The organism is Bacillus sp. 1NLA3E (assembly GCF_000242895.2).
Taxonomy (GTDB): domain Bacteria; phylum Bacillota; class Bacilli; order Bacillales; family Cytobacillaceae; genus Bacillus_BU.
Map to the genome: position 1 here is coordinate 457,192 of NC_021171.1, position 25,742 is coordinate 482,933.

Sequence of the window (25,742 nt, forward strand, 5' to 3'; positions counted from 1 at the left end):
AATATTATTGTAATATACCAGATTGTGGAGAGATAAAATGGAAAACCAAATCAATCAAACCTATGAAATAATGGAAATTTGCTTACTTGCAGGAAAAATCATGCTGCAAAGCGGTGCCGAAACCTATCGAGTCGAAGATACGATGATGCGGATAGCCAAATCATTCGGAGTTGAAGAGACACATAGCTATGTAACCCCAACGGGAATTATTTTTTCGGCAGAAGGAAAAGAGCCAACCAAAACAAGGCTTATCCGAATAATAGATCGAACAACAGATTTAGAAAAGGTGACATTGGTGAACGCCGTATCAAGAAGAATTAGCAGTGGTGATGTGGATATTCAAGAAGCCGTTCGCCTATTAAAGAACATAGAAGCCTCAGAATTATCCTTTTCCCAAGGCGCTCGAATTCTTGCTGCGGCTGTAGCAAGTGGATGCTTTACGATAATGTTTCAAGGCGGTTGGACAGATTTCCTACCGTCGATGATTTCGGGAGGATTGGGCTATTTAAGTGTAGTTGCTTTTCATAAATTGGTTCCAATCAAGTTTTTTGCTGAGTTTTTAGCTTCGTTCATCATCGGGTTAGTAGCTTTTTTATTTATAAAGACAGGGATAGGAAATGAGCTGGATAAAATTATTATCGGTTCAGTCATGCCTTTAGTTCCTGGACTTTTAATCACGAATGCGGTTAGAGATTTAATGGCAGGTCACTTAGTGTCAGGTTTGTCCAAAGGGGCGGAGGCTGTATTAACAGCATTTGCAATTGGTTCTGGAATTGCCGTAGTGTTGTCATTTATGTAGAATCGGAAAGGAATTTGGAACATGATAGTTGAACAGATGGTTACCAGCTTTATTTCTACAGCGGCGTTTGGAATTCTTTTTAATGTACCAAAGCAATCTTTGATTAAATGTGGTCTTGTTGGGATGTTTGGATGGGTCGTTTATATCCTGCTAGAAGACAATGGATTAAACGTAGTGATGGCAACGCTAGCTGCCTCCTTTTTCATTGCTGTAATCAGCCAAATATTTGCGAAAAGGTATAAAAGTCCCGTAATTATTTTTAGCGTAGCAGGAATTATTCCGCTTGTACCAGGGGGACTGGCCTATGACGCTATGCGCAACTTTGTGGAAAATAACTATAATTTAGCAGTGGCTTTAGCTGCAAAGGCAACCTTGATTTCAGGTGCAATCGCGATCGGCTTGGTGTTTTCAGAAGTCGTTAACCAAACCATTCGAAATTCAAAGCTAAATTCAAAAAGGTAGCAATTACTTTTCGATTAAATGGATTTTGGCTAAAAGGTTAATGAGATAAAGGTCCAGGGATAATGTTGTGATTTTGATGTTCACATCTTATTCATAATTAACACTATTTGAATGTGAAAAAACTGTGAAAAGCATTGTTTTGAATTTTCAACAGTTGTATATTGTAAATGTAGAGAGAATTAGTAATTCAAACATCTCAAGTTCAATGCATCTCATGAATATCATAGCTTAAATCAACTTTTGAGACATCAAGAAAACACCAAGATATAGCAACGAATGACACCAAGAATCATCAAGAAAAACAACAGGATTACAACAAGCAAAAACAACAAGCAAAAACTACAAGAAACATCATCAAGTAAAACAACAAGAAACATCATCAAGTAAAACAACATGAAACCATCATGAAAAGTCATCAAGTAAACAGCATGAAACAACAACCAGATTTATCATCAGGAAAAATCATCGCGAACCTTCACGATCGCATCATAGAGAAAAGTCTCGTGATATTTATGGTTCTCCTCTATTCCAAAGCTTAAAAACTTTGATACATCCTAGTCCAATACATCATAAAAACAAGCAGGGATTGAACTTAAATTCCCTGCTTGTTTTATTTTCTATATATGACAAAATTCATATTTCTTAGATTTAAGAAATATTTAAGAATCTGTTTAGATAACATTTATAAATAAGGGTTAGGCTGTTCATGTAAGTGAATCCCATTGATTGGAGGAGCGAATACATGAACAAGAAAAATCTGGCTGTTATCGGGCTAAGTGGAGCAATACTATTAGGAAGTGTTTACTCTATCTCAGCAAACACATCTGGTTATGAACTATATAAGTCAGCGTTAAAGGAAACTCATAAAGCCGACAGTACAACCATGAAAATCAGCTTTACACTTGAGGATAACGAAAAACCACTATTTTCCATGAATTCTCTAATGAAAGCTGATGTAGAACAACAGGTTAGTTCGATTTCAACTGATCTTGCAAATGAAACAGAAACTAGCCACATGAACCTGTTCAAACAGGATGGAGACTGGTTTGTTAAAAAAGAGGGGAACGATATCTTTTTTAAAATGGATTCATCCAAAAAAATCCATGGAAAAGGCAATCTTGAGCTTCAAGACGATTTAGAGAACTTGATTGATGTGATGACCAAAAATCTTCAACAGCAAATTACCGTAGATGAGAACAAAAAAGGTGGTCAAACCATTGAACTTGATTTAACGGGTAAGGAAATCCCACTAACAGCAAATGCATTAAGCTCTCTTTTGATTAAACATGCGGTGTTGTTACAGGATAGTGGAAATCAAGAAGTTTCAGAGTTTCACATTAAACCAACAATACCTGAATTGGATCATGATATTACGGTAAAACAAATTAATATTTCAGCCATGGTGAATAAAGCAAATTATGTTGACCAACAAACAGTAAAAATGGTTGTAACTGGTAAGGATAAGCAGGATCAGGCACATGAAATCGTGTTAAGGCTTAAGTTGGACGTATCTGAATACAATCATACAACCGTAGCACCTGTCCAGATCCCAACTGAAAAAGTTGAAGTTCTTAAGATGAATCATGGACAATAACTAGTTAAAAAAAGCTTAATTCCAAAAGATTGGTGACTTTTAAATAGGTTTTGAGAAAATCAAACCAGTAACAAAGAAGTTGATTGGAGCGGAAATCAACCACACTTCGTTTTTGAAAAATAGCAACATAGTTTACGAAAAAACAGCCAAAAACAACACAAATTTCCACAGAGGGTGACGTTTTGGAAAAAGCAATGGAAGTCTCCGGAATGACGAAGCTATATTCTAATGGACGAGGCATTAAAAATATTGATTTATCGATTAATCAAGGAGATGTTCTGGGTATTCTGGGTCCGAATGGAGCAGGCAAAACAACGCTACTAAAATGTATGACTGGTCAAGTAAAACCTGACAGTGGGAAGGTAGAATTGTTCGGAATCGATATTGAAAAGAATTTCAAGCAAGCGATTCGACCTGTTGGTGCCGTTGTTGGGCAAGGAATTGCTTATGAAAATATGACACCCTACCAAAACTTGAAAATGGTATTGCGTTTCTACCCTCATTTACCAAGTTCATCTATTGATGAAGTGCTAGAGTTAACAGGGCTGTATTCCTATAAATATGAAAAGATATCCTCTTTTTCAACGGGGATGAAACAGCGATTTGGAATTGCTTCAGCACTTATTTCTAAACCGCGCTTAGTTATTTTAGATGAACCGACAAATGGACTTGATATTGATGGTTTGCTTCTATTTAGAAATACAATTCAACAACTCGCTAACAACACTGGAGTAACCTTTGTGATTTCCAGCCACCACATTTCAGAAATGGAAAAACTGTGTAATAGATTCTGCTTTTTAATTGGGGGTAAAATTTCCTTAACCGACACGAGCCACCAATCATTAGAGGAAACCTATGTCAAAAAAATTGGGGAAGCCAGTTATGAATCCAGTGCTAGCTAATATCTGTAATGAAGTTGAAAAGCTGGTAGCAAAGCGGATCACGAAATTCCTTCTGCTTGTGGCAGGGATTTTGCCATTTATTCTTAAGTTGGTGATAAATAAACTGTTTATCACGGATTGGATGGCTCTCCCTTCCGAAAATATTAATTACACGATTCTTGATCTCCAGGTAAAAGTGCTACTCCCTCTATTCTGTTTTCTAGCCGCAGCGGAACTTTTTACCGGAGAGGGGGAAAGAGGTACTCTATTACCTGTTCGTCCAATTAGTCGAATCGAACTTTTTATATCCAAAATGGCGGCGATTGTTATTATTATCGGAAGCCAGCTCATACTTGGGTGGTTAGGTGTAACGATCAGTAGCATGGTCTTTGATAGTACTTTCCAGTACGATTCTATTTTTTCAAGCTTAGCAGCATTTCTGATTTCATGGGTTCCTTTATTAGCGTTAACTGCCTTTTCAGTGTTGTTTGCTTTGGTTGTCAATACAAGTGTGGTAGCTGTTACAAGTTTGATTTTATTATATCTGGTCATGACTTTTATCCCGTATGTATTCCCAGGTGTGCTCTATATGCTGCCTTCTTCGTATTTGGATTGGTATATGCAGTGGTTGGGGGATGTTTCCTTCCGTTGGGCGTGCCAAACTGTCTTATATATCTGCTCATCAAGCTCATTGTTTTTAGCAACAGGCTATTATATTTTTAATAGAAAAGAAGCATAAGTGAAGGGTGTTATGTCGATGTCGATTAAGCTTCGATTGGTATTGTCCAATATTGCGATGATCATCGTACCGATTATTCTGTTTTTATTTGCATCCGGAATTGTTACGATTCTCTTTCTCGGAGATATAAAGGAAATCACTCATTTATTACCAGAAAGTCATAGCAGCGATAAACAACTACAACTAGATTCGCTTATGTATTTTGAAATAAAAGAGAAATCGGTGCTGGATCCGGAGGAATTAATGACCGAGGACTATTTATCATCGGTGGCAAATCGGCTAAAAGATATTAAAGCAGGTCTTATCGTCCGTAAAAATACTGACATCTTGTTTGCTTCTGAAGGTCTAGATCGAATAAAATTAAAGGATTTACCTGACTTTGGAACGACGAATATCTCGCGAAACTTGGAGAAGGTCGGAGATCGAACTTTTGCGATAAAACAGCACGATTTTTACGATAAAGATGGTGGAGAGATTTCCGTTCTGATCATGAAGGATGCTAGTCCATGGAATCATTTTGTTAGAACCTTTTTCCCGATTCTACTTGCTCTTTGTATTCTTATTCTTGTGGCAACAAATGGACTATTAACTTATTTTGTTTCTAAAAGTATTATCAAGCCAATTGATCGTCTTAAAAAAGCGGCTCAGTCGATTAAAGAGGGGAATTTAGAACATTCCATTTTCACTTCAAAAAATGATGAAATCGGTCAGTTAACCCAGTCTTTTGAGGAAATGCGGATAAAACTAAATGAATCCTCGGCAATTCAAAAGCTGTACGAGGAAAACCGCAAGGAATTAATCGCTCATATTTCCCACGATTTGAAAACTCCGATTACGTCAATAAAAGGATATGTTGAGGGCATTCGCGATGGAGTGGCTGATACCCCGGAAAAACATGATCGTTATATTCAAACCATTTATTCAAAGTCTGTGGATTTGGATCATTTAATCGATGAGCTGTTCCTTTATTCGAAACTTGATTTAGGGAAGGTTCCGTTCGATTTTGAAGAAATCGACTTGAAGAATTACTTGGCAGACTATCTTGAGGAATTAAGCTTTGATCTCGAGAAAAAGAATGTAAAGGTATCTTTTGAATATAACGAAGCGGGCTATTACTGTGTGCTGGCCGATTTGGAAAAATTAAAACGGGTTCTCGGGAATATTGTTGAGAATAGCGTGAAATATATGGATAAAGAAGAGAAAGAACTAAAATTTTCGTTGCATGGAAACCATCATCAAGTGGAGATGGTGGTGGTTGATAATGGTCCAGGGATCCCGGAAGAGTCGATTCCGTTTATCTTTAATCAATTTTATCGAGCCGAGGAGTCTAGAAGCAAACTAACCGGAGGCAGCGGCTTAGGTCTTTCAATTGCGCAAATGATTATCGAAGAGCATCATGGTCATATTCGAGCTGAAAGTAAGCCAAATGTAGGCACGAAAATAATCATTTCATTACCAAACAAGCAGGAGGTGACATCATGAAAAGGATCCTAATCATTGAAGATGAAGTAAGCATTGCTGAGCTGGAACGGGATTATTTGGAGATTAACGGCTTTCAAACCGAAATAGTACTAACGGGAGATCTTGGATTACAGACTGCCCTGACAGGTGATTATGACTTAATTTTACTTGATGTCATGCTACCGAATATCGATGGTTTTGAAATATGCAAACGAGTTAGAAGTGTAAAGGATATTCCGATTATCTTAGTGACTGCTAAAAAAGAAGAGATTGATAAAGTTCGTGGGCTAGGACTGGGCGCAGATGATTATTTAGTGAAGCCATTTAGCCCAAATGAGATGGTTGCAAGAGTGAAGGCTCATTTGTCCAGATATGAACGGTTGCTAATGAGGCAAAAACCAGAATCCCATGAAATTTATATTCGTGGTTTAATCATAGATAGTTTATCACGACGAGTGTTTGTAAATAATCAAGAAGTAGTTTTCACGACAAAGGAATTTGATGTATTAACATTTTTAGCTATCCATCCCAATCAAGTTTTTAGTAAGGATCATTTATTTGAAAGAATTTGGGGTTATGACAGTTCGGGGGATGTATCTACCGTTACCGTTCATATTCGCAAGATCCGTGAAAAAATAGAGCACGATCCGTCAAATCCGGATTATATTGAAACCGTTTGGGGCGCAGGCTACCGATTTAAGGAATCTTAGGAGGAAATAGTACGATGACACATGCACATTTAACAACAATTGTTTTAACTTGTATCTTATTTTTCATTACCATTCTCCAACAAAGCAAAGGGAAGAATATTAAAATTTGGCAAATGGTATTACGAACTTCATATATATTGATTATTGCTACTGGTCTAATGCTATTTATGTCTGTCTACAATATTACGATTTTGTATATATTGAAGGCTGTTGTTGGGATTTTGATGATTGGAGTCTTTGAAATGATCATTGCTTGGAGAGCAAAAGACAAGTCAGCAAATATATTGTGGGTTTTATTTGCGGTAGTTCTTGTGATGCTATTCGTATTAGGATTTATGTTACCAATGGGGATTAGAATAATATAATCGAAAAAATCCACAGGTACAATTTATTTTAATTGATACCTGTGGATTTTTTTAATATTTTTCTTTTAGCTGCTTAAACGGATGCTTGGTTTTTTCTAAGCTTGAGATTTCAACATAAATGGATTGATTCGAATCTGTTACCTTGATTCGTAGTTTGCCATTACGCGTAAATCTGTTGAATATCTCTCCCTCAATCGCCACACCGTTCTTTTCAATTGAACAGTTTGATTTATTAAAGAGTAGTAACGCATTATCTGTGAGTGTAACGAATGATTTTGATTTTTTTTAGGAGAATGTTGTCTGAAGGAATCGTCATTTCTGTTCCACCAGGATTTACTAATTTTATTTCTACGGGCTTGCTTGAAACAAGAGAAATATTGGCTTCCAATAAATTTCATTCGGAATGTCCAGGTTTAATTGGCGACGTTCCAACTGATTATGGAACATACACTCACAACTTATTGAGTAGTAAAACTGGATAAGAGTATGGAATAACCATTGTTCCTAATGTTTTGGAATTATTCAACATAAAGTTGATTTTCAAGAAGTTATCCCTCTTGAAGTCAACTTTTTTATTTTTCAATGAGGTTTTACAAATCAATTCGTTTCAAAAATCCAAATAAAAGTTATATCATGGAAGTTAACATACTGCTTAGCTTTGCGAAATAATATATCTGTTAGAGAATCAGCGTCAGGATCCACCCTTACGAACATCCCTGGAGGTAATTCCATTGAAAAAGCTCTTATCCTTCCTTAAACCATATAAAGTTTCCATAGTAGTAGCTCTTTTTTTTATGCTATTCGAACTCGTTGTTGAGTTGCTTATGCCATTGTTTATGTCCAAAATTATCGATCAAGGGGTATTACAAAAGGATTTATCTGTTGTAGTGCGTTGGGGTGCTATTATGATTGGTATCTCGCTGCTTTCATTTGCATCTGGGATTCTTAACTCCTTTTATGCTGCCCACGCTGGTCAAAGTTTTGGTCATGATATTCGAAAAAGTTTATTTGAAAGGGTACAATCACTAAATTTTGAGGATTTCCAACGTTTCCCTACATCTTCTTTAATAACGAGAATGACGAATGATGTTACCCAGATTCAAAATACCGTGTTCATGAGTTTACGGATTATGTTGCGTGCACCATTATTTGTGTTTGGTGGCATCATGATGGCCTTTATTGTGAACTATAGACTTGCCCTCATTTTAATTACGGTTGTTCCGGTCTTAATCTTATTTTTAAGATGGGCATTGAATAAAGCTGGAAAGCTTTTTCGGTCCTCGCAAGGAAAGCTTGATCGCGTCAATAGTGTAATGCGGGAAAACTTAGTGGGTATGAGATTGATTAAAGTATTGTTAAGAGGAACCCACGAAACAAAGCGTTTCGAACAAGCGAATGATGAATTGATGAAACGAACAGTTTCTGCTTTAAGGTTAATTGAGTTCACGATGCCATTTTTGCTGATGGTCATGAATATTTGCATTCTTGGTGTGCTATGGTTTGGGAGTATTCAGGTAGGCGCTGGCGAGACTAAGGTCGGCGAGGTAGTTGCAGTCGTCAATTACGGAACAAGGATTGCTTCATCACTATCAATATTTTCGATGATCATCCTAGTCTTTTCTAGGGCAAAAGCCTCCGGACAACGGATTTTGGAGGTGCTTAATGCAGAAATTAGAAGTGAAATCTTTTCGGAGGAGGATAATGGGACACAACTGCTCTCCGAAGGAAAAGTACAATTTGATGCTGTGTCATTTCGCTATCCTGGAACAACTGAACAGGTTCTTGAAAATATTTCTTTTACGGCAAACCCAGGTTCTATGATTGCTCTTTTAGGGGCAACTGGATCAGGGAAAACCTCCTTGTTTCAACTCATTCCTCGATTATATGAGGTGAATGGAGGTGCCATTTATATTGATGACCATGATATCCAGTCGATAAATCCAGGAATGCTACGCAAGCAAATCGGATTTGTTCCGCAAGAGACCCTGTTGTTTTCGGGAACGATCAAAGACAATCTTGCTTGGGGAAAAGAGGGTGCCTCGGAAGAAGAGATGGTCATTGCTGCAAAAGATGCCCAAATACATGAGACGATACTTAAATTGCCGAAACAATATGATGCTGTAATCGGTCAAAAGGGTGTAAATCTATCTGGCGGGCAAAAACAGCGGCTGGCGATTGCTAGAGCTTTGATCAGAAAACCAAAGATTCTTCTATTTGATGACAGTACCAGTGCTTTAGATTTGAAAACAGAGGCAAAATTGCTTGAGGCAATCAAACAATACACATGCACGACTTTCATAATTACGCAAAAAATTAGTACAGCTATGGGTGCGGATTTGATCCTTCTTTTAGAAGGTGGAAAACTGATTGCAAAAGGTCGCCACGAGGTATTACTAAAAGATTCATCTTTGTATCGACAAATTTATCAATCTCAATTTGGAGAGGAGAAAGTGACACATGTTCAGTGAACTAAAAAAACCTTTCCAATATAAACGGGATATGCAGGGAGATACTGCACAAATTGCAAAAACAAAAATGAAGGCGAAGCCGTCAAACTGGTTTGCGACAATAAAACGTCTTTGGGAGTATTTGTCACGGAAAAAAGGGCTGTTTATTGCAGTCATGATCATGATCGTGATTTCAACGGGATTGGGACTTTTAGGTCCGGTTTTGGTAGGGAAAACGATCGATCATTATATTGTAACTCACAATACAAAGGGTCTTTTACCACTGTTAATTGGGCTGGTCTTTGTCTATGTGTTTTATGCGATAACAAGCTTTCTGCAAAACTACTGGATGATTGGGATAGCCCAAAAAACGGTTTATACACTAAGATCTGATTTATTTAAGCAGTTACATCGGCTACCGATTTATTATTTTGATAAACGCCAACATGGGGAAATTATGAGTAGGGTAACAAATGATATCGAAAATGTTAGTTCTACCCTAAATAGCTCGGTGATTCAGATCTCAACCAGTATCCTTATGCTTGTAGGGACAATTTCAGTCATGCTCTGGCTCAGCCCCTTATTAACAGTGATCACGCTATTAATTGTTCCGTTGATGTTTGCGGGAATGAAATGGATTACTAATCGTACGGGGAAGTCGTTTAAAGAACAACAGCGAAACTTAGGAGAAATCAATGGCTTTATTGAGGAAACCATATCTGGTCAAAGGATTGTCAAAACTTTTTCTCAAGAGAAAAAAGTCATTGCGGAATTTATGATAAAAAATGAACAGCTAAAGGGATCAGGTTTTTGGGCACAGACCATTTCAGGTTTTATTCCAAAAGTGATGCATGTTTTAAATAATTTGAGTTTTGCTATTATCGCTGGTGTTGGTGGCATCCTTGCGCTTAAAGGTGCGATTACGATAGGGGTAATTGTTGTTTTTACAGAGTACGCGCGACAATTTACTCGTCCCTTAAATGACTTAGCCAATCAGTTCAATACTCTTCTGTCTGCAGTTGCTGGAGCAGAGAGGGTTTTTGAAATATTGGATGAGAAATTAGAAGCTGGTGACGAGGAAAATGCATGTATCTTATCAAGCATTAAAGGTGATGTGGAATTTAAAAATGTCACTTTTTCTTATGAAAAAGAAAGTGATACGATTAAAGATGTGAGTTTTCATGCGCACATAGGCGAAACAATCGCCTTAGTTGGACCGACTGGAGCTGGGAAATCGACAATCATTAATTTAATAGCCCGTTTTTATGAAACGGACAGCGGCGGTATCTTCATTGATGGGCAAGATATAAAAAATATTAAACGTGAAAGTCTACGTATTCATTTAGGTTTTGTACTTCAGGATTCTTTTTTGTTTGAAGCATCGATTAGAGAGAATATTCGCTACGGAAAACTTAATGCTACAGATGATGAAGTTGAACAAGCAGCGATACTTGCTAATGCGCATTCTTTTATCATGAAGTTTCCGAAACAATATGATACAGTGTTGAAACAAGATGGCAGTGGTATTAGCCAAGGCCAGAAACAGCTCTTGTCGATTGCCAGAGCCATTCTTACCGATCCAGCTATTTTAATTTTAGATGAAGCGACAAGTAATATCGATACGATTACTGAAATAAAAATACAAGAGGCTTTACAAAGGCTGATGAAAGGTAGAACAAGCTTTGTCATCGCCCACCGTATGAATACGGTTCAACAAGCAGATCAAATCCTTGTTTTGGATCAAGGTATTCTAATTGAAAAAGGGACCCATCATTCCTTGTTAGCGGAAAAAGGATTCTATTATGAGCTGTATGGTAGTCAATTGAAAAAAGAGGTGCAGTAACCTTTATAGGTTTCAGCATCTCTTTTTTGATTTAATGCATCTATCATCCATCGTCAGTCCCAAATGAACGAGTGAATGTTACTCCCTCTTATCGTTTAATGATTGTTGGGCCATTTTGACTAGCTCGCGAACCATATTACCGCCAATCTCCCCACCGATTTTTCCAGCTTGTCTTGTTGTTAAATCGCCATTATAACCGTGTTTAAGCGGAATTCCTGTTTCTCTGGCTACCTCATACTTAACATTATCGGGATTCGCTTGATTATTTAACTTTGCCTTTAGTTTATCAAGGGCATCTCTTGCTTCTGGAACGAGAATTTTATTTCGTCTTGCCATAATTAATCCCTCCTTTTACAATTAGTTTGTCCAAAAATAGAATATTGTTTTTCTTGTTCCTATAATAAAATGGCTGTGTTAAAGCTCAATGTTGATTTTTTGCACAATGTTGATTGGAGTGGAAGGTACGAGACTCCTGCGGGAGCAGCGGGACAGGTGAGACCCCGCAGGCGCTTAAGCGCCGAGAAGGCTCACCGCCCGCCCCGCGGAAAGCGAAGCGCCTGGAACGGAAATCAACATTCTAGATTAACAGAGCCTAAAAAAATCCCGATCATTTTTGATTCGGGATTTTTAAAGTCTTGCGACATGTTCATAAATTTCTTTTAATGTTTTATATCCAGCTTCTTGCAGCTTATTTAGATAAAGACACCAAAGTTTGGCTGTCAATTTTGCATCACCTAAAGCATGATGGCGATCTTCAATCGGAATTCCATTATGAACACAGAAGTCTTCTAGTCTTATCAATTTTTCGTTGGGCTCAGCTACTCGATATAAAAAAGAAGTATCAACAATACGATGTTTAAAATGGGTACGATATAACTTCCAGCTAGCATGTTGTAAAAAGTTTTTCTCGTGACTTGCATGATGTGCTACTAGTGTGTTGTCATCTACAAATTTAAAAAAGTTAATCAGTACTTCTGATAGTGGAGGAGCCTCTATTAGTTGATGATGGGTAATTCCAGTTAAGTCAATGATTTTGGATGAAAGAGCCTTTTCGTAATGAACAAGGGAATAATATTCGTCACCTTCTTGAATCTTATTCCCACAAACTCGAATGGCTCCTAATGAAATAATGGCATCCCCTTGATCAGGGTAGAAGCCTGTTGTTTCTATATCAAAAACAACGACATTTAATTCCTCTAAAGGAATCTTAAGTTTGTCTTCTGAATTGATTTCTCTTTGGAGTTGGCGCAGAAAGGCTATTTGTTGGGCATTTTGCCCTTGGGCGCCGCCTAATACTCTTCCTTGTAAACCTCTCATTAAATGATAAAATGGTTCAAATGCCATTGTTTAACACCCTTTTTCAATGATCCCATTGACGAATTGATGTAGTTTTTTCCCATCTTTCAATATACGTTTGATTTCTTTTTTCTCCTCACGTCGCAGCTTTTGAATATTAAGATAATGGACATCATCGTAGGAATCCTCCATATTGAATAATGATAATCGAAACTCTAATAGTCGGAGGAAGTTGGATTTATAAACGACTAAGACGTCGTTATAATCATTTTTTTCCATTAACTGATCAAGCCGAAGTAGTGTTGAAGTTTGTGTAATCCCTTCTTTTATCGCCAAAAGGCGAATCGCATTAACATAAGGAAGGAAAGCTGAGTATTTTAAATCAATTGCCCCTACATGCTGTCCTTTTTCTTCAACAATGATCTGTCCGAGAGGGCCAACAGCATGTTTTACATGCATTACATTCTCCATTAAACGTTTCGTCAGCAGTGGATTTGCCTTTTGGTACTCAAAAATGAAGTTCTTTAAAAAGGGTATTAAGCTGGTGTCACCAATCAGAGATCTTGAGTCGAAAAATATTTGCAGGTTTCGGATCGTTTGCCAACTTCCTTCTTCCATCCATTTAAAAAGTTGATCTTTCCAATCATCCATCGATTTGCACCACAACGGGTTTGAACTCATTACATTTCCTTCGCAATAAGGGTAACCAACTATATTTAAACCGTAGGAAAGCTCTTCACCTAACGTTTTAAAGTATTCCTTTGATTTGTTGCCCGATAATTCATATACCAAACCATGGTCTTGATCGCTAATTAGTCCTTGTTCAAATCTTCCACCACTTCCTGTTATAAACCATGAAAACTGACACGGAGGATTCCCCATATTTAAGCGTGTTTTCGACAGTGTGTATACCTTTTGCATAACATTGTCATGAAATGAATTTAAGGTATTGGTATCAGATCGAAACTTTGAAATATGCTCATCCTTCCAGCTTTTTATTGATTCATAAGATTTAAACTCCGTTGTCATTTCAACACATCCTTCACGCCTGAAAAAGTGAAAGCCTCTATAAAAGAGGCTTTCAGGATTATGAACTTACACTTTTTTCATTTGCTAAGAAAACTTCAGGATATCCGTAGCTGCCATGTTCGCTAATATCAAGACCCATAATTTCTTCTTCCTCCGAAACACGAAGCCCTTTAAGAACCTTTTTGGCAATCGATAAAATAATGAATGCTACGATGAATGCATAAGCTGCGGAGGAAGCTACCCCCATTACTTGAACGCCAAGTTGATGGAATCCTCCACCATAGAATAAGCCAGGTTTACCTACTGTTGCAAGTTCTTTTGTAGCGAAGAAGCCGGTAGATAATGTGCCCCAGACCCCTGCAGTACCATGAACAGATAGGGCGAAAATTGGGTCATCAATTTTTCTCTTTTCAAAGAATCTCGCACTATAGAATACTAGTACACCAGCAATTAAACCAATTACTACAGCTGCCCAAGTATCAACGAATGCACAAGAAGCAGTAATCGCTACTAGGCCTGCTAATGCACCATTTAACATAGTAGGAACATCAGATTTACCAAGCACAATCCAGGAGATAATTAATGCTGAAACGGCTCCGGCACCAGCAGCAAGATTTGTATTTAAAGCAACAAATCCAAAGAATGCACTATCAACTCCTAAAGTACTACCTGCATTAAATCCAAACCAACCAACCCATAAAATAAGTACAGCTAACGCGGTATATACTTGGTTATGTCCGTAGATATTATTAGGTGAACCATCTTTATTATACTTGCCAATTCTTGGTTTTAACAAGATTGTTCCTGCTAATGCTGCCATTGCACCCGTTAAGTGAACAACAGTTGAACCAGCGAAGTCTTGATTGCCGTCTTCGGCTAACCAACCACCGCCCCAAATCCAATGAGCGATAACCGGGTATACTAGTGCTGAAAATAGGAGTGCAAAGAATAAATAAACGGATAATTTCGCTCTTTCTGCAAAACCTCCAAATGCAATTGTAAGGGAAATACCAGCAAATGCTAATTGGAATAGAAAGAAAACTGGCGTGGAGAGACTTGCTCCTTCTGTTTGAGATCCTGAATAAAAGAAATCAGAAAGTCCAACGAAAAAGTTGGCATTTTTACCAAAAGTAAAACCATATCCTACTGCCCAGTACACCAACGAAGCGATACCAAATGTGAAAATAGTTTTACCAGCAATGTGACCGGCATTCTTCATTCGGGTCGATCCGGCTTCCAGTAGAATAAATCCACCTAACATGAAAATAACTAAAACTGCACCTAACATGACCCACACGCTGTTCATTAAAAATGTTGCATCCATTTTTTTCTTCCTCCCTTTAATTTGCACTTTTATATTGTTATTATTCCTTACAAGTTTATGTTAGGAAATGTAACATTCGTATCTTTATGTTAATTTTAACGCAAAATAATCTGATGTCAAGTGATTTACAGAAGTTTCTATAAATTGATGTTAGAAAACCTAACGTAAATAACATATTTGTTTTCATATAAAACAAAAAACGTTACCCATAAAAAAATTGGGTAACGTTAAATATAAGTGACTCAACTTTCGCACCTAGAAAAATGTGCTAAGCTTAAATGTTTGTAAAGCTCGGAGTTGTTGAAATAAAGTACTTGCCCTTAAATATAGGCATGAAAAAGCACCTCTTCGTTTGGTATAGTTGATTTGTCGAGAATCACAATACCATACAAAAGAGGTGCCTCCTATATGATATCGAATAATGGTCAAAATAAGCAACTACCAAATGAACTAACATCCACATTTAAAGAATTACAAGTACTAAAGCATCTAAGAAAAGCTGGTATTACAAAGTCTCTGGGCTTTTCTTGTGGTTATCTTTTTCAATTAATTTTTTGTTTGATCTTTGAAAATAAGAATTGGTATCGGACGCTTGAAAGTAGAAAATCTGCCGATTTTCCTGCTAAGGACTCCGTCTATCGTTTCTTGAATCAGTCCACCTTTGCGTGGCGTAGATTTTTACTGTTTCTTAGCGTTCACACAATTGGAAAAGTAACGAAACTCTCGAATCATGAAAGACCGAAGGTCTTAGTATTAGATGATTCTTCTTATGATCGAAATCGTAGTAAATCCGTCGAATTACTAGCTCGTTGTTTTGATCATGCCTCTCAAAAAATGCGCTTTTATAAAGGCTTCCGTATGCTTACCCTTGGTTGGTCAGATGGTGCAACGTTCATTCCTGTGGACTTTTCTTTATTGAGCTCTAAAACAAGTCAAATTAACGGAATATCAAGTAAAATCGACAAGAGAAGCACCGGCTACAAACGCCGTCTTGAAGCCTTACAAACTGCTCCAGAACAAATTCCTTATATGATTCAACGTGCATTGAACGCTGGGATTGATGCCTCATATGTGTTGATGGATACTTGGTTTACCCATCAACCACTTATTAAGAACATCAAAGAGCAGGGGCTTGATGTAATTGGCATGGTTAAGAATTTAAAACAACGTTACCTTGTAGATGATAAGCGTGTCAGCTTAAAGGAACTCTATCGTTTGGCAGCACCTATTCAAGGAAAAAAAGGGATTCTTCGCTCCATTCATACTACCCAAGCCAATGGAGTTGTAGTTAAAATGGTATTCGTTCAAAACCGTAATAAAAAGAGCGAATGGTTAGCGATTCTGAGTACAGACTGTACGCTAAGTGACCAAGAAATCATCAGAATTTATGGAATTAGATGGGACATTGAAGTGTTTTTCAAAACAACGAAATCCCTATTAAAACTCCAAAAGGAGTTTCAAGGTCGTTCCTATGATTCCTTAATTAGTCATACAACGATAGTTTTTGCACGATATATTGTTCTGGCCTGGCAAAACAGATGTAGTACAGACCAAAGAACATTAGGCGGTATGTTTTATGAACTTTGTGATGAAATCAGTGACCTCGATTGGGCAATTGCGCTTCAGCAATTAATCGAGCTTCTTGAAGATACCCTTAAAGAGAGTAACAAAAAAATTCAAAAGTTAATTAAAAGTCAACTACAACAATGGATCGCGGGCTTACCTAACTATATCAAGGCATACCTGCCTATTTCAGTCTGCGAAAGTTGAGTAAGTGATATTTTGGATATAGGATTGTTTTTTTCATCCTACTAGCAATAATTTTCCAATACTTCAATAATATTTAATCTATATGATTATTTGATTTGTTTGGTTTAATGTGAGAAATAATACCATCATAATCAGTGATGTAAAATTCCAGTTCAGGATTGAAATCTAAATATTTTCCCTGAATAAGTTCGAAGAAGTTTACACGGTGAAGGGGGTCATAACTTAAGGTGGGGTATTGCTTGTGATCCTTAAAATAATGGTCAACAGCTTTCTGTACCTTATCCATAATTTCTGGAATCTCCTTTTCACTTTCATCGAAAACATCATAGGTTTCTTTTGACATGTAAAATTTTTGCGAAGGGATCCCGGGTAAATATGGAACAAGCTGAGAGAAATCAATAGTAAAATCATCATTAACAAGGATGGTGCGGAATGTTCCTTTAGGCAGATGCTCAGAAAAGTTACGGATTGCATTCCGTACCTCATCTAATGATACCTGAACAAAGGGATCATTCGTCACTACTTCTGTTGCTTGTGATTTTTGTTTTTTTTCGCTGAAAAAACCAGGAGACACCTTCTGCTCACCATCCTCTGATTGATGTAAGTATTTCATTATCATAACGTAGCTAACTAATCCCCCGAGGACTAACCCTAATAAAACCCCGATGATTGTAAAAAGGGGATAGATATCAAACCTAGTATCTGCAATCGCACCTAATTTATATCCACCAAATATAGACAGTCCCATAATGATACCAATCACAACGTTATAGGATAAGGCCTTTATAAGGAATATTGAAAACTTCTGCAAATTATCTTCTTTCTTACTACTTTTAGAGTTTAAGTATTTTTTTATGTCTGATTTAAGATCTTCCGAGACATGATTGTTTTCTAAAAAGCTATATAAATATTCTTCTGTTGTTTTACTTTCGTTTTTAAGAATATACGCTGTTTTCTCTTTCCCAGAACGGGAATAGTAGGCATAAATCCATTTTTCTTCAATGACCAAATCGATTTGCTCAGTGATTTGTCCAAGTGTCTTAATGAATGTTTTGCTCATCCCGCATCACGCTGCCGATCTAAAATTGTTAGATTCCTCATGTTAATTCATTCCTTTCAATGAACTCCCTTTCTATATATGCTATATCTAAGGAAGTGGCAGTTGCGAAAATTGGAAAAATTTCATCTTATCTAAATTAATTATATTATCTTAGTAAACTAAGTCTGAAATAATTTGTGGATTTTTATCGAAATTTTCAGCATTTTCATATAACCATCATTGAAAATAATATTATGTAAATTAAGAGGGTTGGATTGTTCACAAGGATGGTCATAGTCACCAAGAAAGAAAAAGCGAAGGGGTCAACCTCACCCGTTCGCTTTTGGTCATTCCTATATAATCTTGCGAGATTCAAGTTTTGCTTCAAGTTTTGCTTCAAGTGGGGGATGGAATTCATTCTCCATTTTAGAAACAACAACCGTAGCAACGCCATTACCAATTAAGTTTGTGATGGCTCGTGCTTCGGACATAAATCGATCGACTCCTAGTAACAGAGCAATTCCTTCAACTGGTATCATTGGGAATGCAGCAAGGGTGGCGGCTAATGTAATAAATCCAGACCCGGTTACACCAGCAGCCCCTTTGGAGGTGAGCATTAAAACTCCAAGAAGTGTAACCTCCTGCATAATGGTTAAATCAACCCCATATGCTTGAGCGATAAAAATAGCGGCCATCGACAGATAAATAGCTGTACCGTCTAAATTAAATGAGTAGCCAGTTGGAACAACCAAGCCTACAACAGACTTAGAGCATCCGAAATTTTCAAGGCGTTCCATCATACTAGGTAGGGCAGACTCCGAAGATGAAGTTCCGAGAACCAGTAATATTTCTTCTTTTATAAAAGAAATAAACTTAAAAATGCTGAACTGATAGTACTTAGCAATGAGACCTAGAACACCGAAAATGAATATAAACATTGTCATATAAACAGAACCCATCAGCTTTCCTAAAGACACTAGGGATCCTAATCCGAACTTCCCAATGGTGTAGGCCATGGCACCAGAGGCAGCAATTGGTGACACTTTCATTATCATATTAACAACTCCGAAGAATACATCGGTTAGTTTTTCAAATAAGGCAACAACTGGTTTGCCTTTGTCCCCCATAGCAGCCAATGATAGACCGAAAAGAACTGCGAAGAATAGGATAGGAAGCAATTCACCACTGGCCATTGCAGAAATGATATTATCAGGAATAATTCCAGTGATAAATTCGATTGCTCCATGACTGGTTTCTTTTGCTTGTTGTGTAAATTGACTAATGTCCCCACCTTCAACAGCATCGGTGTTAAATCCTTTTCCCGGTTTAATTAAATTGACAATAAGGGCACCGATTGCCAACGCAATGGTAGAAACTATTTCAAAATAAAGGAGGGCTTTTCCCCCAATACGCCCAACTTTTTTGAGATCGCCCATATTGCCTATTCCAATAACAACTGTAAAGAATACAATTGGGGCAATAACCATTTTAATCATTTTTATAAATAAATCAGCTAAAATCTTCAGTTTTTCTCCGAATTCCGGGAAAAAGAAACCAATTAAGATTCCAACAATAATCCCAAGAATAACTCGAACGGTCAAATTTCGAAAGTTGATCTTCATTTTCTATTTCCCCCTAAATAAACGCATCATTTGTCAGCGCTTACAAGCTGTATAATATTTTCTATATTAACAGCCTATTTCGAAAATAAAGTCTTTTGGTGATATTGTTCTTATTGTTCATTTTGGTCATGGAATGTAAGGGATAAAAAAACAGGCTGTAGCAGCCTGTTTTCTGAAATTAAGGACGTTCTTGTTTAATCTTATTAAGAAGATTTTTACCTACTTCTTTTTCGATATCTTTATAAAGGGGAAGAAACTGTTTTTTCCAAGCTTTTTCTTGATCGCTGGTTAAGGTGTGAATTTCAATGGAAGAGTTTTGCTCAATCTCCTTTAGTTGCGTCTCATTCATTTGTTGTGATTCCTTTAAGATCCAACTAGTAGCTTCGGACATTGCACTATTAATTTGTTTCTGAACTTCAGGCGATAATGTTTCCCAAAAATCAGTATTCATAATGACGGCATATCCCAAATACCCATGGTTACTGAGCGTAAGGTATGACTGAACCTTATATAAACCTTTTGAATAGATATTCGATATTGTGTTTTCTTGTCCGTCAACATCATGAATTTCTAATGACCGAAAGACATTGTTAAAGGGCTGAGCGACTGGTTTGGCATCCAATAAATAGAATTGTTTCTCGAGAACCTCATCAGGCATCACACGAAAGCTTTGGCCTTTAAAATCGATGGGATTGAGTAAGGGCTTTGTATTGCTTGTCATTTGTTTGAACCCATTGCTCCAAAAGGTCATTCCTCTCATGTGTTTTTCGTCCAACATCCCAATAAGGTCTTTTCCGACTTTCCCAGTAAATACATTTGTAACGTGTTCGTCATTCTCAAACAGAAAAGGTAAATCTAGGACCTTCCATTCAGGCACCAACCCAGTCATGATTGAATAGGAAGGGGCGATCATTTGAACATCCCCCCGCTTAAGGGCATCAATTTCCTCTCCGTCTGAATATAAAATTCCATTTGGATAAATCTCCACTTTTACTTTGCCATTTGTTTTTTCTTCAACTAATTCAGCAAATTTTTGGGCAGCCAACCCCTTTGGAGTATTCTCGGCGACAACATGACTGAACCGAATAATGATCTGCTCATTTAGTCCTTTCTGTTCATCATCAAAAGAATATGTTCCTGGCTTTTTCCAATTATCGGCACCGATTAAAACTATTAATATAATAATAGTAAGAATGCTCGTTGTAACAAATGTTTTCATAGTCTTCCACCATTAGCTTTTTTTTTAATAATAACATTTTTTAAAATAATGTATAAATTTTTCATGGTAAAATAAAGTTAACTTGTTTTTAGGGGACTTTGGATATGCGGATTTCAATTCAGTGGAAAATCACCAGTTTAATCGTTTTTATCTTAGGTTTCTCGCTACTATTCCTTGGAGTCGTTCTGATTAGCGAATTTCTTCACCAAGAGGAAAACAGGATTCACGAGCATGCCATGCTGACGGCTCGAACGGTAGCAGAGCTTCCAGAGATAATAAATAATCTTTCTGGTAATGATCAGAGCAAAAGCCAGCTTCAAAAAACAGTAGAGAAAATTCGTATGATTAATAACGCAGACTATATAGTTGTGATGGATATGAAGAGAGTAAGGTACACTCATCCAGTCAAAGAAATGATAGGAAAGGTTTCAGCGGGGGAGGATGAAGGGGCCGCTTTTGCCGAGCATTCATACATTTCCGAAGCAACAGGAGAAATAGGAACCGTGATCCGAGCGTTCGTTCCGATCATAAATGAAAATCATGAGCAAATTGGTGTAATTATGGCAGGCTTTAAGCTTCCGGGTTTAATTGAAACCTTGCTTCATGTGAAGAAGGAGATTTTATTAACTGGGGGAATCGCTCTATTTTTTGGGGGCTGGGGGGCATGGGCTTTAGCCAGGCAAATTAAAAGGGATATGTTTCAGCTTGAGCCTCATGAGATTGCCCAAATTGTTGTAGAACGTACCGAAACCTTTAACGCGATGCATGAAGGGATAATTGCCATTGATAGGAATGAGCGAATTACGATTTTTAATAACCGTGCGAAGGAGATTCTAGGGATCGTAGGAGAGGTTATTGGCAAAAAGATAACCGAGGTTTTGCCAGATACCTATCTTCCAGAAATCCTCCAATTTGAGAAATCCATCTATAATAAAGATTTATATATTAATAATTTGATGATTGTAAGCAATCGAGTGCCTATTAAGGTAGATAACAAGATAGTAGGGGCGATAGCTATATTCCAAGATCGAACTCAAGTCAAAAACCTTGCCGAAGAACTAACTGGAGTAAAAGCATTTGTAAACGCTTTACGTGTCCAAAATCACGAACATATAAATAAGCTACATACGATTGCGGGGTTAATGCAATTAGGGAATAAAGATAAAGCACTAGAATATGTTTTCCAGGTTACAGAAGAGCAAGAGGAATTAACGAGGTTCTTAAGCAAAAATATTCACGATGACAGTTTATCTGGTTTATTGTTAAGTAAGGTAAGCCGTGGAAGAGAACTAGGAATACAAGTAATTATTGATCGCAATAGCTATTTACGTGAATTTCCAAAATTGCTGGATCACCATGACTTTGTCCTAATGATTGGAAACCTAATAGAAAATGCTTACGATTCTTTTATAACCATGCAGAATGAAAGTAATGAAATCTATGTAAGTATCCGTCAAACCGATAAAATCCTTCATATGCTTGTTGAAGATAACGGATGTGGAATAAATGAAAACGATCTTCCATTTATTTTTGATAATGGATATTCCTCGAAAGGTAAACTTGGAAGAGGATTAGGTTTATTTTTAGTCAAACAAATCGTTGAAAAAGGAAAAGGGAAAATTCATGTTGATTCCGAAGCGGGTGCGGGAACGTCCTTTCAAATTACGTTTGAAAATGATCCATCATTAAATGGGGGTGAAAGGTTTGTTTAAAGTCCTCTTAATCGAAGATGATCCCATGGTACAAGAAGTGAATCGGCAATTTGTGAATATGGTTAACGGGTTTAAAATCATAGGTGCTGCTTCAAATGGTCTTGAAGGAATTAATCTGATTCAGCAGTTAAAACCAGATTTAGTTTTGATTGATGTATATATGCCAAATCAGGACGGGCTTAAAACTTTAAAGCAAATCCGTTCAAAAGGTTATAAGGTGGACTTAATTGCGATTACAGCTGCTAGTGATATGGATACTGTTCGGTCATTCCTTCAACAAGGAGCATTTGATTACATTATGAAGCCCTTCAAGTTCGAACGTATTAAGAAGGCATTGGAGAATTACCGTTCTTTCAGGATGCAACTAAATGAGAAGCAAACCATTTCACAGGAGGAGCTGGATGAAGTTCTATTTCAAGGGGAATTAACAGCACGAGCAGATCTTCCAAAAGGTTTAAATGCATTTACTTTAACGAAGGTGAGTGCCTACTTGTCTGGTCATTCAACTCCCATTTCAGCCGAGGAAGTTGCCGAAGGTCTCGGAATTGCTAGAGTGACAGCGCGACGCTATTTAGAGTATCTTGAAAAATGTAGAAAGGTGAAAATAGATATTCAGTACGGCGGGGTTGGTCGACCGATAAATCGTTATATATTATTGAATAATTAGACAGAGCATTGGATTTGTCATGGATTTGTGTGGAAAACCCATCCTCGGGTGTTTGAATTTTATAATTTTGTCGAAATATAGGTGATTGTGCCGATTTTTTCGTTTAATTCACTTGGCAAATTGGAAATTTGGCTTAAAATAGGAATAGAGTATAAATTTGGTAGAAATCGTCAAGAGGGGTTAAATTTTATGCATGATTATGTTCACGGGAAAAAGATGATTAATGAAGAAGTGAAGGCAGTAAAACTATTTTTGTGGTTGTTTTATATTGTATTTATATCTTTTGATATTTATTACTATTATATATTTCCAAGATCTGTTGATAAAAGTGTCGGTATTCCGGAACATGGACTTGGATATTGGATTTATTTTTTTATTGCAACACTGTTACCATTATCGATATATCTAATTAAAAAGGGACATACATATGCTGTTAAATATATTTATACTGTTGGTTACCTTTTTTTTGACACGGTAAATAATTTATTGGTGTTTTTTGCAAACCACCCTAAGTCATTTGAAAGCGGAAACCTGGTCGAAATTTTATTGATTTTGTTCTCCCCTATTTTTATAAATAAGAAATTTTTTTGGTTCGTTTCTATTGGGGTAATTGGAAAGTATATTATTCTCGCTATTGCACTTAAACAAGCAATACTAATACTTCCAACAATTGTTCTTACCACACTTGCTTTAGTTTCATACATAATTCTATCTCGCTTTCTTTCGTATATTAGCACCTTAACAAACGTTTTCGAGGACCTTCATAAAAAAGAAAAATTGGCCTTTCTTGGCCAAATGGCAACCTCTGTTGGTCATGAAATTCGGAATCCGTTATCAGCATTAAAGGGATTCACACAGTTACAGCAGGAGAGGGATAAAAGCGAAAATACTTTTTATCCGATCATGATTCAAGAAATAGATCGAATTGATACAATTGTTGATGATTTAATGATTTTAGGGAAGCCGAAATCACCAAATTTAAAACAGAATGATATAAAAGAAATCACAGATTATGTTACATCTGTTTCCAACCAACATGCTGAGAGTTATGGGACTAAAATCATTGTTAATCAATGTGAGGATCTGCCGAAGATTGAATGTGATGAAAAACAAATGAAGCAGGTATTTATTAATATAATCAAAAATGCGATTGAGTCCATGCCATCTGGTGGAGTAGTAGAGGTAAGTTGCTCATCAAAAGAAAAAGATAAGGTAAAAATAGTTGTTCAGGATCAGGGGTGCGGTATTGATGCTGAAAAAGTTAAGAAGCTTGGAGAACCATTCTATACAACGAAGCAAGATGGAACAGGATTGGGTTTACTCGTTACCAAAAAAATTATCGATGACCATCAAGGTGAAATTCAATTTTATAGCCAAATCGGTGAGGGGACTAAAGTAGAAGTCACATTGCCAATTAAACATATAAAAAAATTAGCTTAAAAAAAACCGAGATAATAAATATTATTGAATTCTTTTTGACATCTTAAAGAATTCGATACAATGCGTGAATAATATCACAAGTCTTTTTTCTCTTTTTCCTTATATTTAATAGAGGAGAAAGAGGAGGGACAACGTGAAAACAAAAAAGTGGTACGCTAGACAATTAAAAAGAAGACCAATTGAATTTACAAGACATGGAATCCAAATAATGTTTTTGTTTTTCCTAATGTATGTTGGAGTCCGATTTTATCAATTCTATATATATTTTTCCTCACAAGGGGTAGGCTCATATGTTGAGAGACCATCAGCTGTGGAAGGGTTTTTGCCGATAAGTGCATTGGTTGCTTTAAAGGTATGGGTTACAACCGGGGAGTTTGACCACATTCATCCAGCGGGTTTGTTATTATTCACCTTTTTTATTGGTTCAGGTATTCTTTTTCGAAAAGCATTTTGTAGCTGGATTTGTCCGGTTGGAACAATAAGCGAAATGACAGGAATGTTAGGTAAAAAGATATTCAAAAAAAACTATGATCTCCCCAAATGGGCGACATGGATTTTGTACCCATTAAAATACTTATTGCTCGCATTTTTTCTCAAATTAATCATTTTCGATATGCCTGTTTTAGATGCAAAAGAATTCTTATTAAGCCCTTATAATCAAATATCAGATGTGAAAATGCTATTATTTTTTCTTAATATAGGTGGGTTTGCCCTAAAATTCATCATAGTGGTCTTTTTGATCTCGTTGTTCGTTAAGAATTTCTGGTGTAGATTTTTATGCCCTTATGGAGCTCTTATTGGCTTAGGTTCTTTGGTTGGAATAACAAAAATTAAGCGGAATGAAGATTCCTGTATCAATTGTAATGCATGCACGCGTGTATGCCCGCAGAGAATAAAGGTATCAGAAAAGAAAGCCGTGTTAACGCCAGAGTGCTCATCATGTATGCTATGTGTTGAGGCATGTCCGGTTAAGGATACGTTAAATATGCATGTCGGTAAAAAGAAGGTTAATAAGTGGGTCGTCCCAGTGGTGTTCTTTATTGTTTTTGCCATCATCGTTATAACAGCGAAGTTAACTGGAAATTGGAATACATCTATTTCTTTCGAAGATTTTAGACAATTAATTCCTAGTATGGATTATATAGGTCATTAATGACTGCCTTGAAAGCGCCGGACAAATTTTGTTCGGCGCTTTTTGAACTTTAAGTAAAGGAAAATCGACGTTTCTATTAATTTTTTAAAAAATGGTCTTTTTTGGACATGAGTTTCTATTTTACTCGTATTTGTTTTCGTTTATAATGGAGGAAAATGTCGACAATTGAC

General features: G+C 36.8%; 23 protein-coding genes. 16 read left to right on the plus strand and 7 right to left on the minus strand.

Annotation, left to right across the window (positions count from 1 at the left end; genetic code table 11):
- The first annotated feature begins 37 nt into the window (after nt 1-37).
- The 11 genes from B1NLA3E_RS02370 to B1NLA3E_RS02420 all read left to right on the plus strand — a co-directional run bounded on the left by B1NLA3E_RS02370 (nt 38) and on the right by B1NLA3E_RS02420 (nt 11,301).
- Nucleotides 38-799, plus strand: a complete 762-nt coding sequence (locus B1NLA3E_RS02370; protein WP_015592264.1) for a threonine/serine exporter family protein — start codon at nt 38-40, stop codon at nt 797-799.
- Nucleotides 800-820: 21 nt separating this feature from the next.
- Entirely contained in the window at nt 821-1,261 is a 441-nt protein-coding gene (locus B1NLA3E_RS02375) for a threonine/serine exporter family protein (RefSeq protein WP_015592265.1), read from the plus strand.
- Nucleotides 1,262-2,003: 742 nt separating this feature from the next.
- Complete coding sequence (locus tag B1NLA3E_RS02380; RefSeq protein ID WP_015592266.1) at nt 2,004-2,855, plus strand: hypothetical protein; 852 nt, start codon at nt 2,004-2,006, stop codon at nt 2,853-2,855.
- A gap of 182 nt (nt 2,856-3,037) precedes the next feature.
- Nucleotides 3,038-3,757, plus strand: coding sequence for an ABC transporter ATP-binding protein (locus tag B1NLA3E_RS02385; protein WP_015592267.1), 720 nt, complete (start codon nt 3,038-3,040; stop codon nt 3,755-3,757).
- The gene (locus tag B1NLA3E_RS02390; RefSeq protein ID WP_083935039.1) at nt 3,711-4,475 is read left to right on the plus strand and encodes an ABC transporter permease; all 765 of its coding nucleotides are present in this window, start codon (nt 3,711-3,713) and stop codon (nt 4,473-4,475) included. The genes B1NLA3E_RS02385 and B1NLA3E_RS02390 overlap by 47 nt, the downstream gene beginning before the upstream one ends.
- Before the next feature lie 18 nt (nt 4,476-4,493).
- The gene (locus tag B1NLA3E_RS02395) at nt 4,494-5,957 is read left to right on the plus strand and encodes a sensor histidine kinase (RefSeq protein ID WP_041580229.1); all 1,464 of its coding nucleotides are present in this window, start codon (nt 4,494-4,496) and stop codon (nt 5,955-5,957) included.
- Nucleotides 5,954-6,646 carry a response regulator transcription factor gene (locus B1NLA3E_RS02400; protein WP_015592270.1) on the plus strand — a complete coding sequence of 231 codons (693 nt, stop codon included), beginning with the start codon at nt 5,954-5,956 and terminating at the stop codon, nt 6,644-6,646. The genes B1NLA3E_RS02395 and B1NLA3E_RS02400 overlap by 4 nt, the downstream gene beginning before the upstream one ends.
- 14 nt (nt 6,647-6,660) lie before the next feature.
- Nucleotides 6,661-7,011 carry a YisL family protein gene (locus B1NLA3E_RS02405; protein WP_015592271.1) on the plus strand — a complete coding sequence of 117 codons (351 nt, stop codon included), beginning with the start codon at nt 6,661-6,663 and terminating at the stop codon, nt 7,009-7,011.
- 269 nt (nt 7,012-7,280) lie between these two features.
- Nucleotides 7,281-7,493 (plus strand): hypothetical protein, encoded by a 213-nt coding sequence (locus B1NLA3E_RS02410; protein WP_144061416.1) that lies wholly within the window; start codon nt 7,281-7,283, stop codon nt 7,491-7,493.
- Between the two features lie 249 nt (nt 7,494-7,742).
- Nucleotides 7,743-9,479 carry an ABC transporter ATP-binding protein gene (locus B1NLA3E_RS02415; protein ID WP_015592272.1) on the plus strand — a complete coding sequence of 579 codons (1,737 nt, stop codon included), beginning with the start codon at nt 7,743-7,745 and terminating at the stop codon, nt 9,477-9,479.
- Nucleotides 9,469-11,301, plus strand: a complete 1,833-nt coding sequence (locus B1NLA3E_RS02420) for an ABC transporter ATP-binding protein (protein ID WP_015592273.1) — start codon at nt 9,469-9,471, stop codon at nt 11,299-11,301. The genes B1NLA3E_RS02415 and B1NLA3E_RS02420 overlap by 11 nt, the downstream gene beginning before the upstream one ends.
- Before the next feature lie 78 nt (nt 11,302-11,379).
- Here the strand turns inward: B1NLA3E_RS02420 and B1NLA3E_RS02425 are convergent, their stop codons facing one another.
- The 4 genes from B1NLA3E_RS02425 to B1NLA3E_RS02440 all read right to left on the minus strand — a co-directional run bounded on the left by B1NLA3E_RS02425 (nt 11,380) and on the right by B1NLA3E_RS02440 (nt 14,950).
- A complete protein-coding gene (locus B1NLA3E_RS02425; protein ID WP_015592274.1) occupies nt 11,380-11,637 on the minus strand; it encodes an alpha/beta-type small acid-soluble spore protein in 258 nt (85 codons plus the stop codon).
- Between the two features lie 291 nt (nt 11,638-11,928).
- Nucleotides 11,929-12,645 (minus strand): exonuclease domain-containing protein, encoded by a 717-nt coding sequence (locus B1NLA3E_RS02430; protein WP_015592275.1) that lies wholly within the window; start codon nt 12,643-12,645, stop codon nt 11,929-11,931.
- 3 nt (nt 12,646-12,648) lie between these two features.
- Nucleotides 12,649-13,626: a DUF294 nucleotidyltransferase-like domain-containing protein gene (locus B1NLA3E_RS02435; RefSeq protein WP_015592276.1), complete on the minus strand. Its 978-nt coding sequence runs from the start codon at nt 13,624-13,626 to the stop codon at nt 12,649-12,651.
- Between the two features lie 58 nt (nt 13,627-13,684).
- Nucleotides 13,685-14,950, minus strand: coding sequence for an ammonium transporter (locus B1NLA3E_RS02440; protein ID WP_015592277.1), 1,266 nt, complete (start codon nt 14,948-14,950; stop codon nt 13,685-13,687).
- Between the two features lie 408 nt (nt 14,951-15,358).
- Between B1NLA3E_RS02440 and B1NLA3E_RS02445 the strand changes: the two genes are divergently transcribed.
- Nucleotides 15,359-16,720, plus strand: coding sequence for an IS4 family transposase (locus tag B1NLA3E_RS02445; RefSeq protein ID WP_015592278.1), 1,362 nt, complete (start codon nt 15,359-15,361; stop codon nt 16,718-16,720).
- A gap of 73 nt (nt 16,721-16,793) precedes the next feature.
- Here the strand turns inward: B1NLA3E_RS02445 and B1NLA3E_RS02450 are convergent, their stop codons facing one another.
- The 3 genes from B1NLA3E_RS02450 to B1NLA3E_RS02460 form a co-directional block, all read right to left on the minus strand.
- Entirely contained in the window at nt 16,794-17,780 is a 987-nt protein-coding gene (locus B1NLA3E_RS02450) for an AtpZ/AtpI family protein (RefSeq protein ID WP_015592279.1), read from the minus strand.
- 332 nt (nt 17,781-18,112) lie between these two features.
- On the minus strand, nt 18,113-19,381 hold the full coding sequence (locus B1NLA3E_RS02455; protein WP_015592280.1) for a dicarboxylate/amino acid:cation symporter: 1,269 nt from the start codon (nt 19,379-19,381) through the stop codon (nt 18,113-18,115).
- A gap of 178 nt (nt 19,382-19,559) precedes the next feature.
- Nucleotides 19,560-20,600 (minus strand): TRAP transporter substrate-binding protein, encoded by a 1,041-nt coding sequence (locus B1NLA3E_RS02460; protein ID WP_015592281.1) that lies wholly within the window; start codon nt 20,598-20,600, stop codon nt 19,560-19,562.
- 104 nt (nt 20,601-20,704) lie between these two features.
- Here B1NLA3E_RS02460 and B1NLA3E_RS02465 point away from each other — a divergent pair, with 104 nt between their 5' ends.
- The 4 genes from B1NLA3E_RS02465 (at nt 20,705) to B1NLA3E_RS02480 (ending at nt 25,572) form a co-directional block, all read left to right on the plus strand.
- The gene (locus tag B1NLA3E_RS02465) at nt 20,705-22,312 is read left to right on the plus strand and encodes an ATP-binding protein (protein WP_015592282.1); all 1,608 of its coding nucleotides are present in this window, start codon (nt 20,705-20,707) and stop codon (nt 22,310-22,312) included.
- Nucleotides 22,305-22,979: a response regulator gene (locus B1NLA3E_RS02470; protein ID WP_015592283.1), complete on the plus strand. Its 675-nt coding sequence runs from the start codon at nt 22,305-22,307 to the stop codon at nt 22,977-22,979. The genes B1NLA3E_RS02465 and B1NLA3E_RS02470 overlap by 8 nt, the downstream gene beginning before the upstream one ends.
- 189 nt (nt 22,980-23,168) lie before the next feature.
- Nucleotides 23,169-24,419, plus strand: coding sequence for an ATP-binding protein (locus tag B1NLA3E_RS02475; protein ID WP_041580857.1), 1,251 nt, complete (start codon nt 23,169-23,171; stop codon nt 24,417-24,419).
- A gap of 133 nt (nt 24,420-24,552) precedes the next feature.
- Nucleotides 24,553-25,572: a 4Fe-4S binding protein gene (locus tag B1NLA3E_RS02480; RefSeq protein WP_015592285.1), complete on the plus strand. Its 1,020-nt coding sequence runs from the start codon at nt 24,553-24,555 to the stop codon at nt 25,570-25,572.
- The last annotated feature ends 170 nt before the right edge of the window (nt 25,573-25,742 follow it).

What these genes read in the sequence shown, in the direction of transcription:
- B1NLA3E_RS02370 (WP_015592264.1), top strand. Translation starts at nt 38, where the DNA reads ATGGAAAACCAAATCAATCAAACCTATGAAATAATGGAAATTTGCTTA.
- B1NLA3E_RS02375 (WP_015592265.1), top strand. Translation starts at nt 821, where the DNA reads ATGATAGTTGAACAGATGGTTACCAGCTTTATTTCTACAGCGGCGTTT.
- B1NLA3E_RS02380 (WP_015592266.1), top strand. Translation starts at nt 2,004, where the DNA reads ATGAACAAGAAAAATCTGGCTGTTATCGGGCTAAGTGGAGCAATACTA.
- B1NLA3E_RS02390 (WP_083935039.1), top strand. Translation starts at nt 3,711, where the DNA reads ATGTCAAAAAAATTGGGGAAGCCAGTTATGAATCCAGTGCTAGCTAAT.
- B1NLA3E_RS02395 (WP_041580229.1), top strand. Translation starts at nt 4,494, where the DNA reads ATGTCGATTAAGCTTCGATTGGTATTGTCCAATATTGCGATGATCATC.
- B1NLA3E_RS02400 (WP_015592270.1), top strand. Translation starts at nt 5,954, where the DNA reads ATGAAAAGGATCCTAATCATTGAAGATGAAGTAAGCATTGCTGAGCTG.
- B1NLA3E_RS02405 (WP_015592271.1), top strand. Translation starts at nt 6,661, where the DNA reads ATGACACATGCACATTTAACAACAATTGTTTTAACTTGTATCTTATTT.
- B1NLA3E_RS02410 (WP_144061416.1), top strand. Translation starts at nt 7,281, where the DNA reads ATGATTTTGATTTTTTTTAGGAGAATGTTGTCTGAAGGAATCGTCATT.
- B1NLA3E_RS02420 (WP_015592273.1), top strand. Translation starts at nt 9,469, where the DNA reads ATGTTCAGTGAACTAAAAAAACCTTTCCAATATAAACGGGATATGCAG.
- B1NLA3E_RS02425 (WP_015592274.1), bottom strand. Translation starts at nt 11,637, where the DNA reads ATGGCAAGACGAAATAAAATTCTCGTTCCAGAAGCAAGAGATGCCCTT.
- B1NLA3E_RS02430 (WP_015592275.1), bottom strand. Translation starts at nt 12,645, where the DNA reads ATGGCATTTGAACCATTTTATCATTTAATGAGAGGTTTACAAGGAAGA.
- B1NLA3E_RS02435 (WP_015592276.1), bottom strand. Translation starts at nt 13,626, where the DNA reads ATGACAACGGAGTTTAAATCTTATGAATCAATAAAAAGCTGGAAGGAT.
- B1NLA3E_RS02440 (WP_015592277.1), bottom strand. Translation starts at nt 14,950, where the DNA reads ATGGATGCAACATTTTTAATGAACAGCGTGTGGGTCATGTTAGGTGCA.
- B1NLA3E_RS02445 (WP_015592278.1), top strand. Translation starts at nt 15,359, where the DNA reads ATGATATCGAATAATGGTCAAAATAAGCAACTACCAAATGAACTAACA.
- B1NLA3E_RS02450 (WP_015592279.1), bottom strand. Translation starts at nt 17,780, where the DNA reads ATGAGCAAAACATTCATTAAGACACTTGGACAAATCACTGAGCAAATC.
- B1NLA3E_RS02455 (WP_015592280.1), bottom strand. Translation starts at nt 19,381, where the DNA reads ATGAAGATCAACTTTCGAAATTTGACCGTTCGAGTTATTCTTGGGATT.
- B1NLA3E_RS02460 (WP_015592281.1), bottom strand. Translation starts at nt 20,600, where the DNA reads ATGAAAACATTTGTTACAACGAGCATTCTTACTATTATTATATTAATA.
- B1NLA3E_RS02465 (WP_015592282.1), top strand. Translation starts at nt 20,705, where the DNA reads ATGCGGATTTCAATTCAGTGGAAAATCACCAGTTTAATCGTTTTTATC.
- B1NLA3E_RS02475 (WP_041580857.1), top strand. Translation starts at nt 23,169, where the DNA reads ATGCATGATTATGTTCACGGGAAAAAGATGATTAATGAAGAAGTGAAG.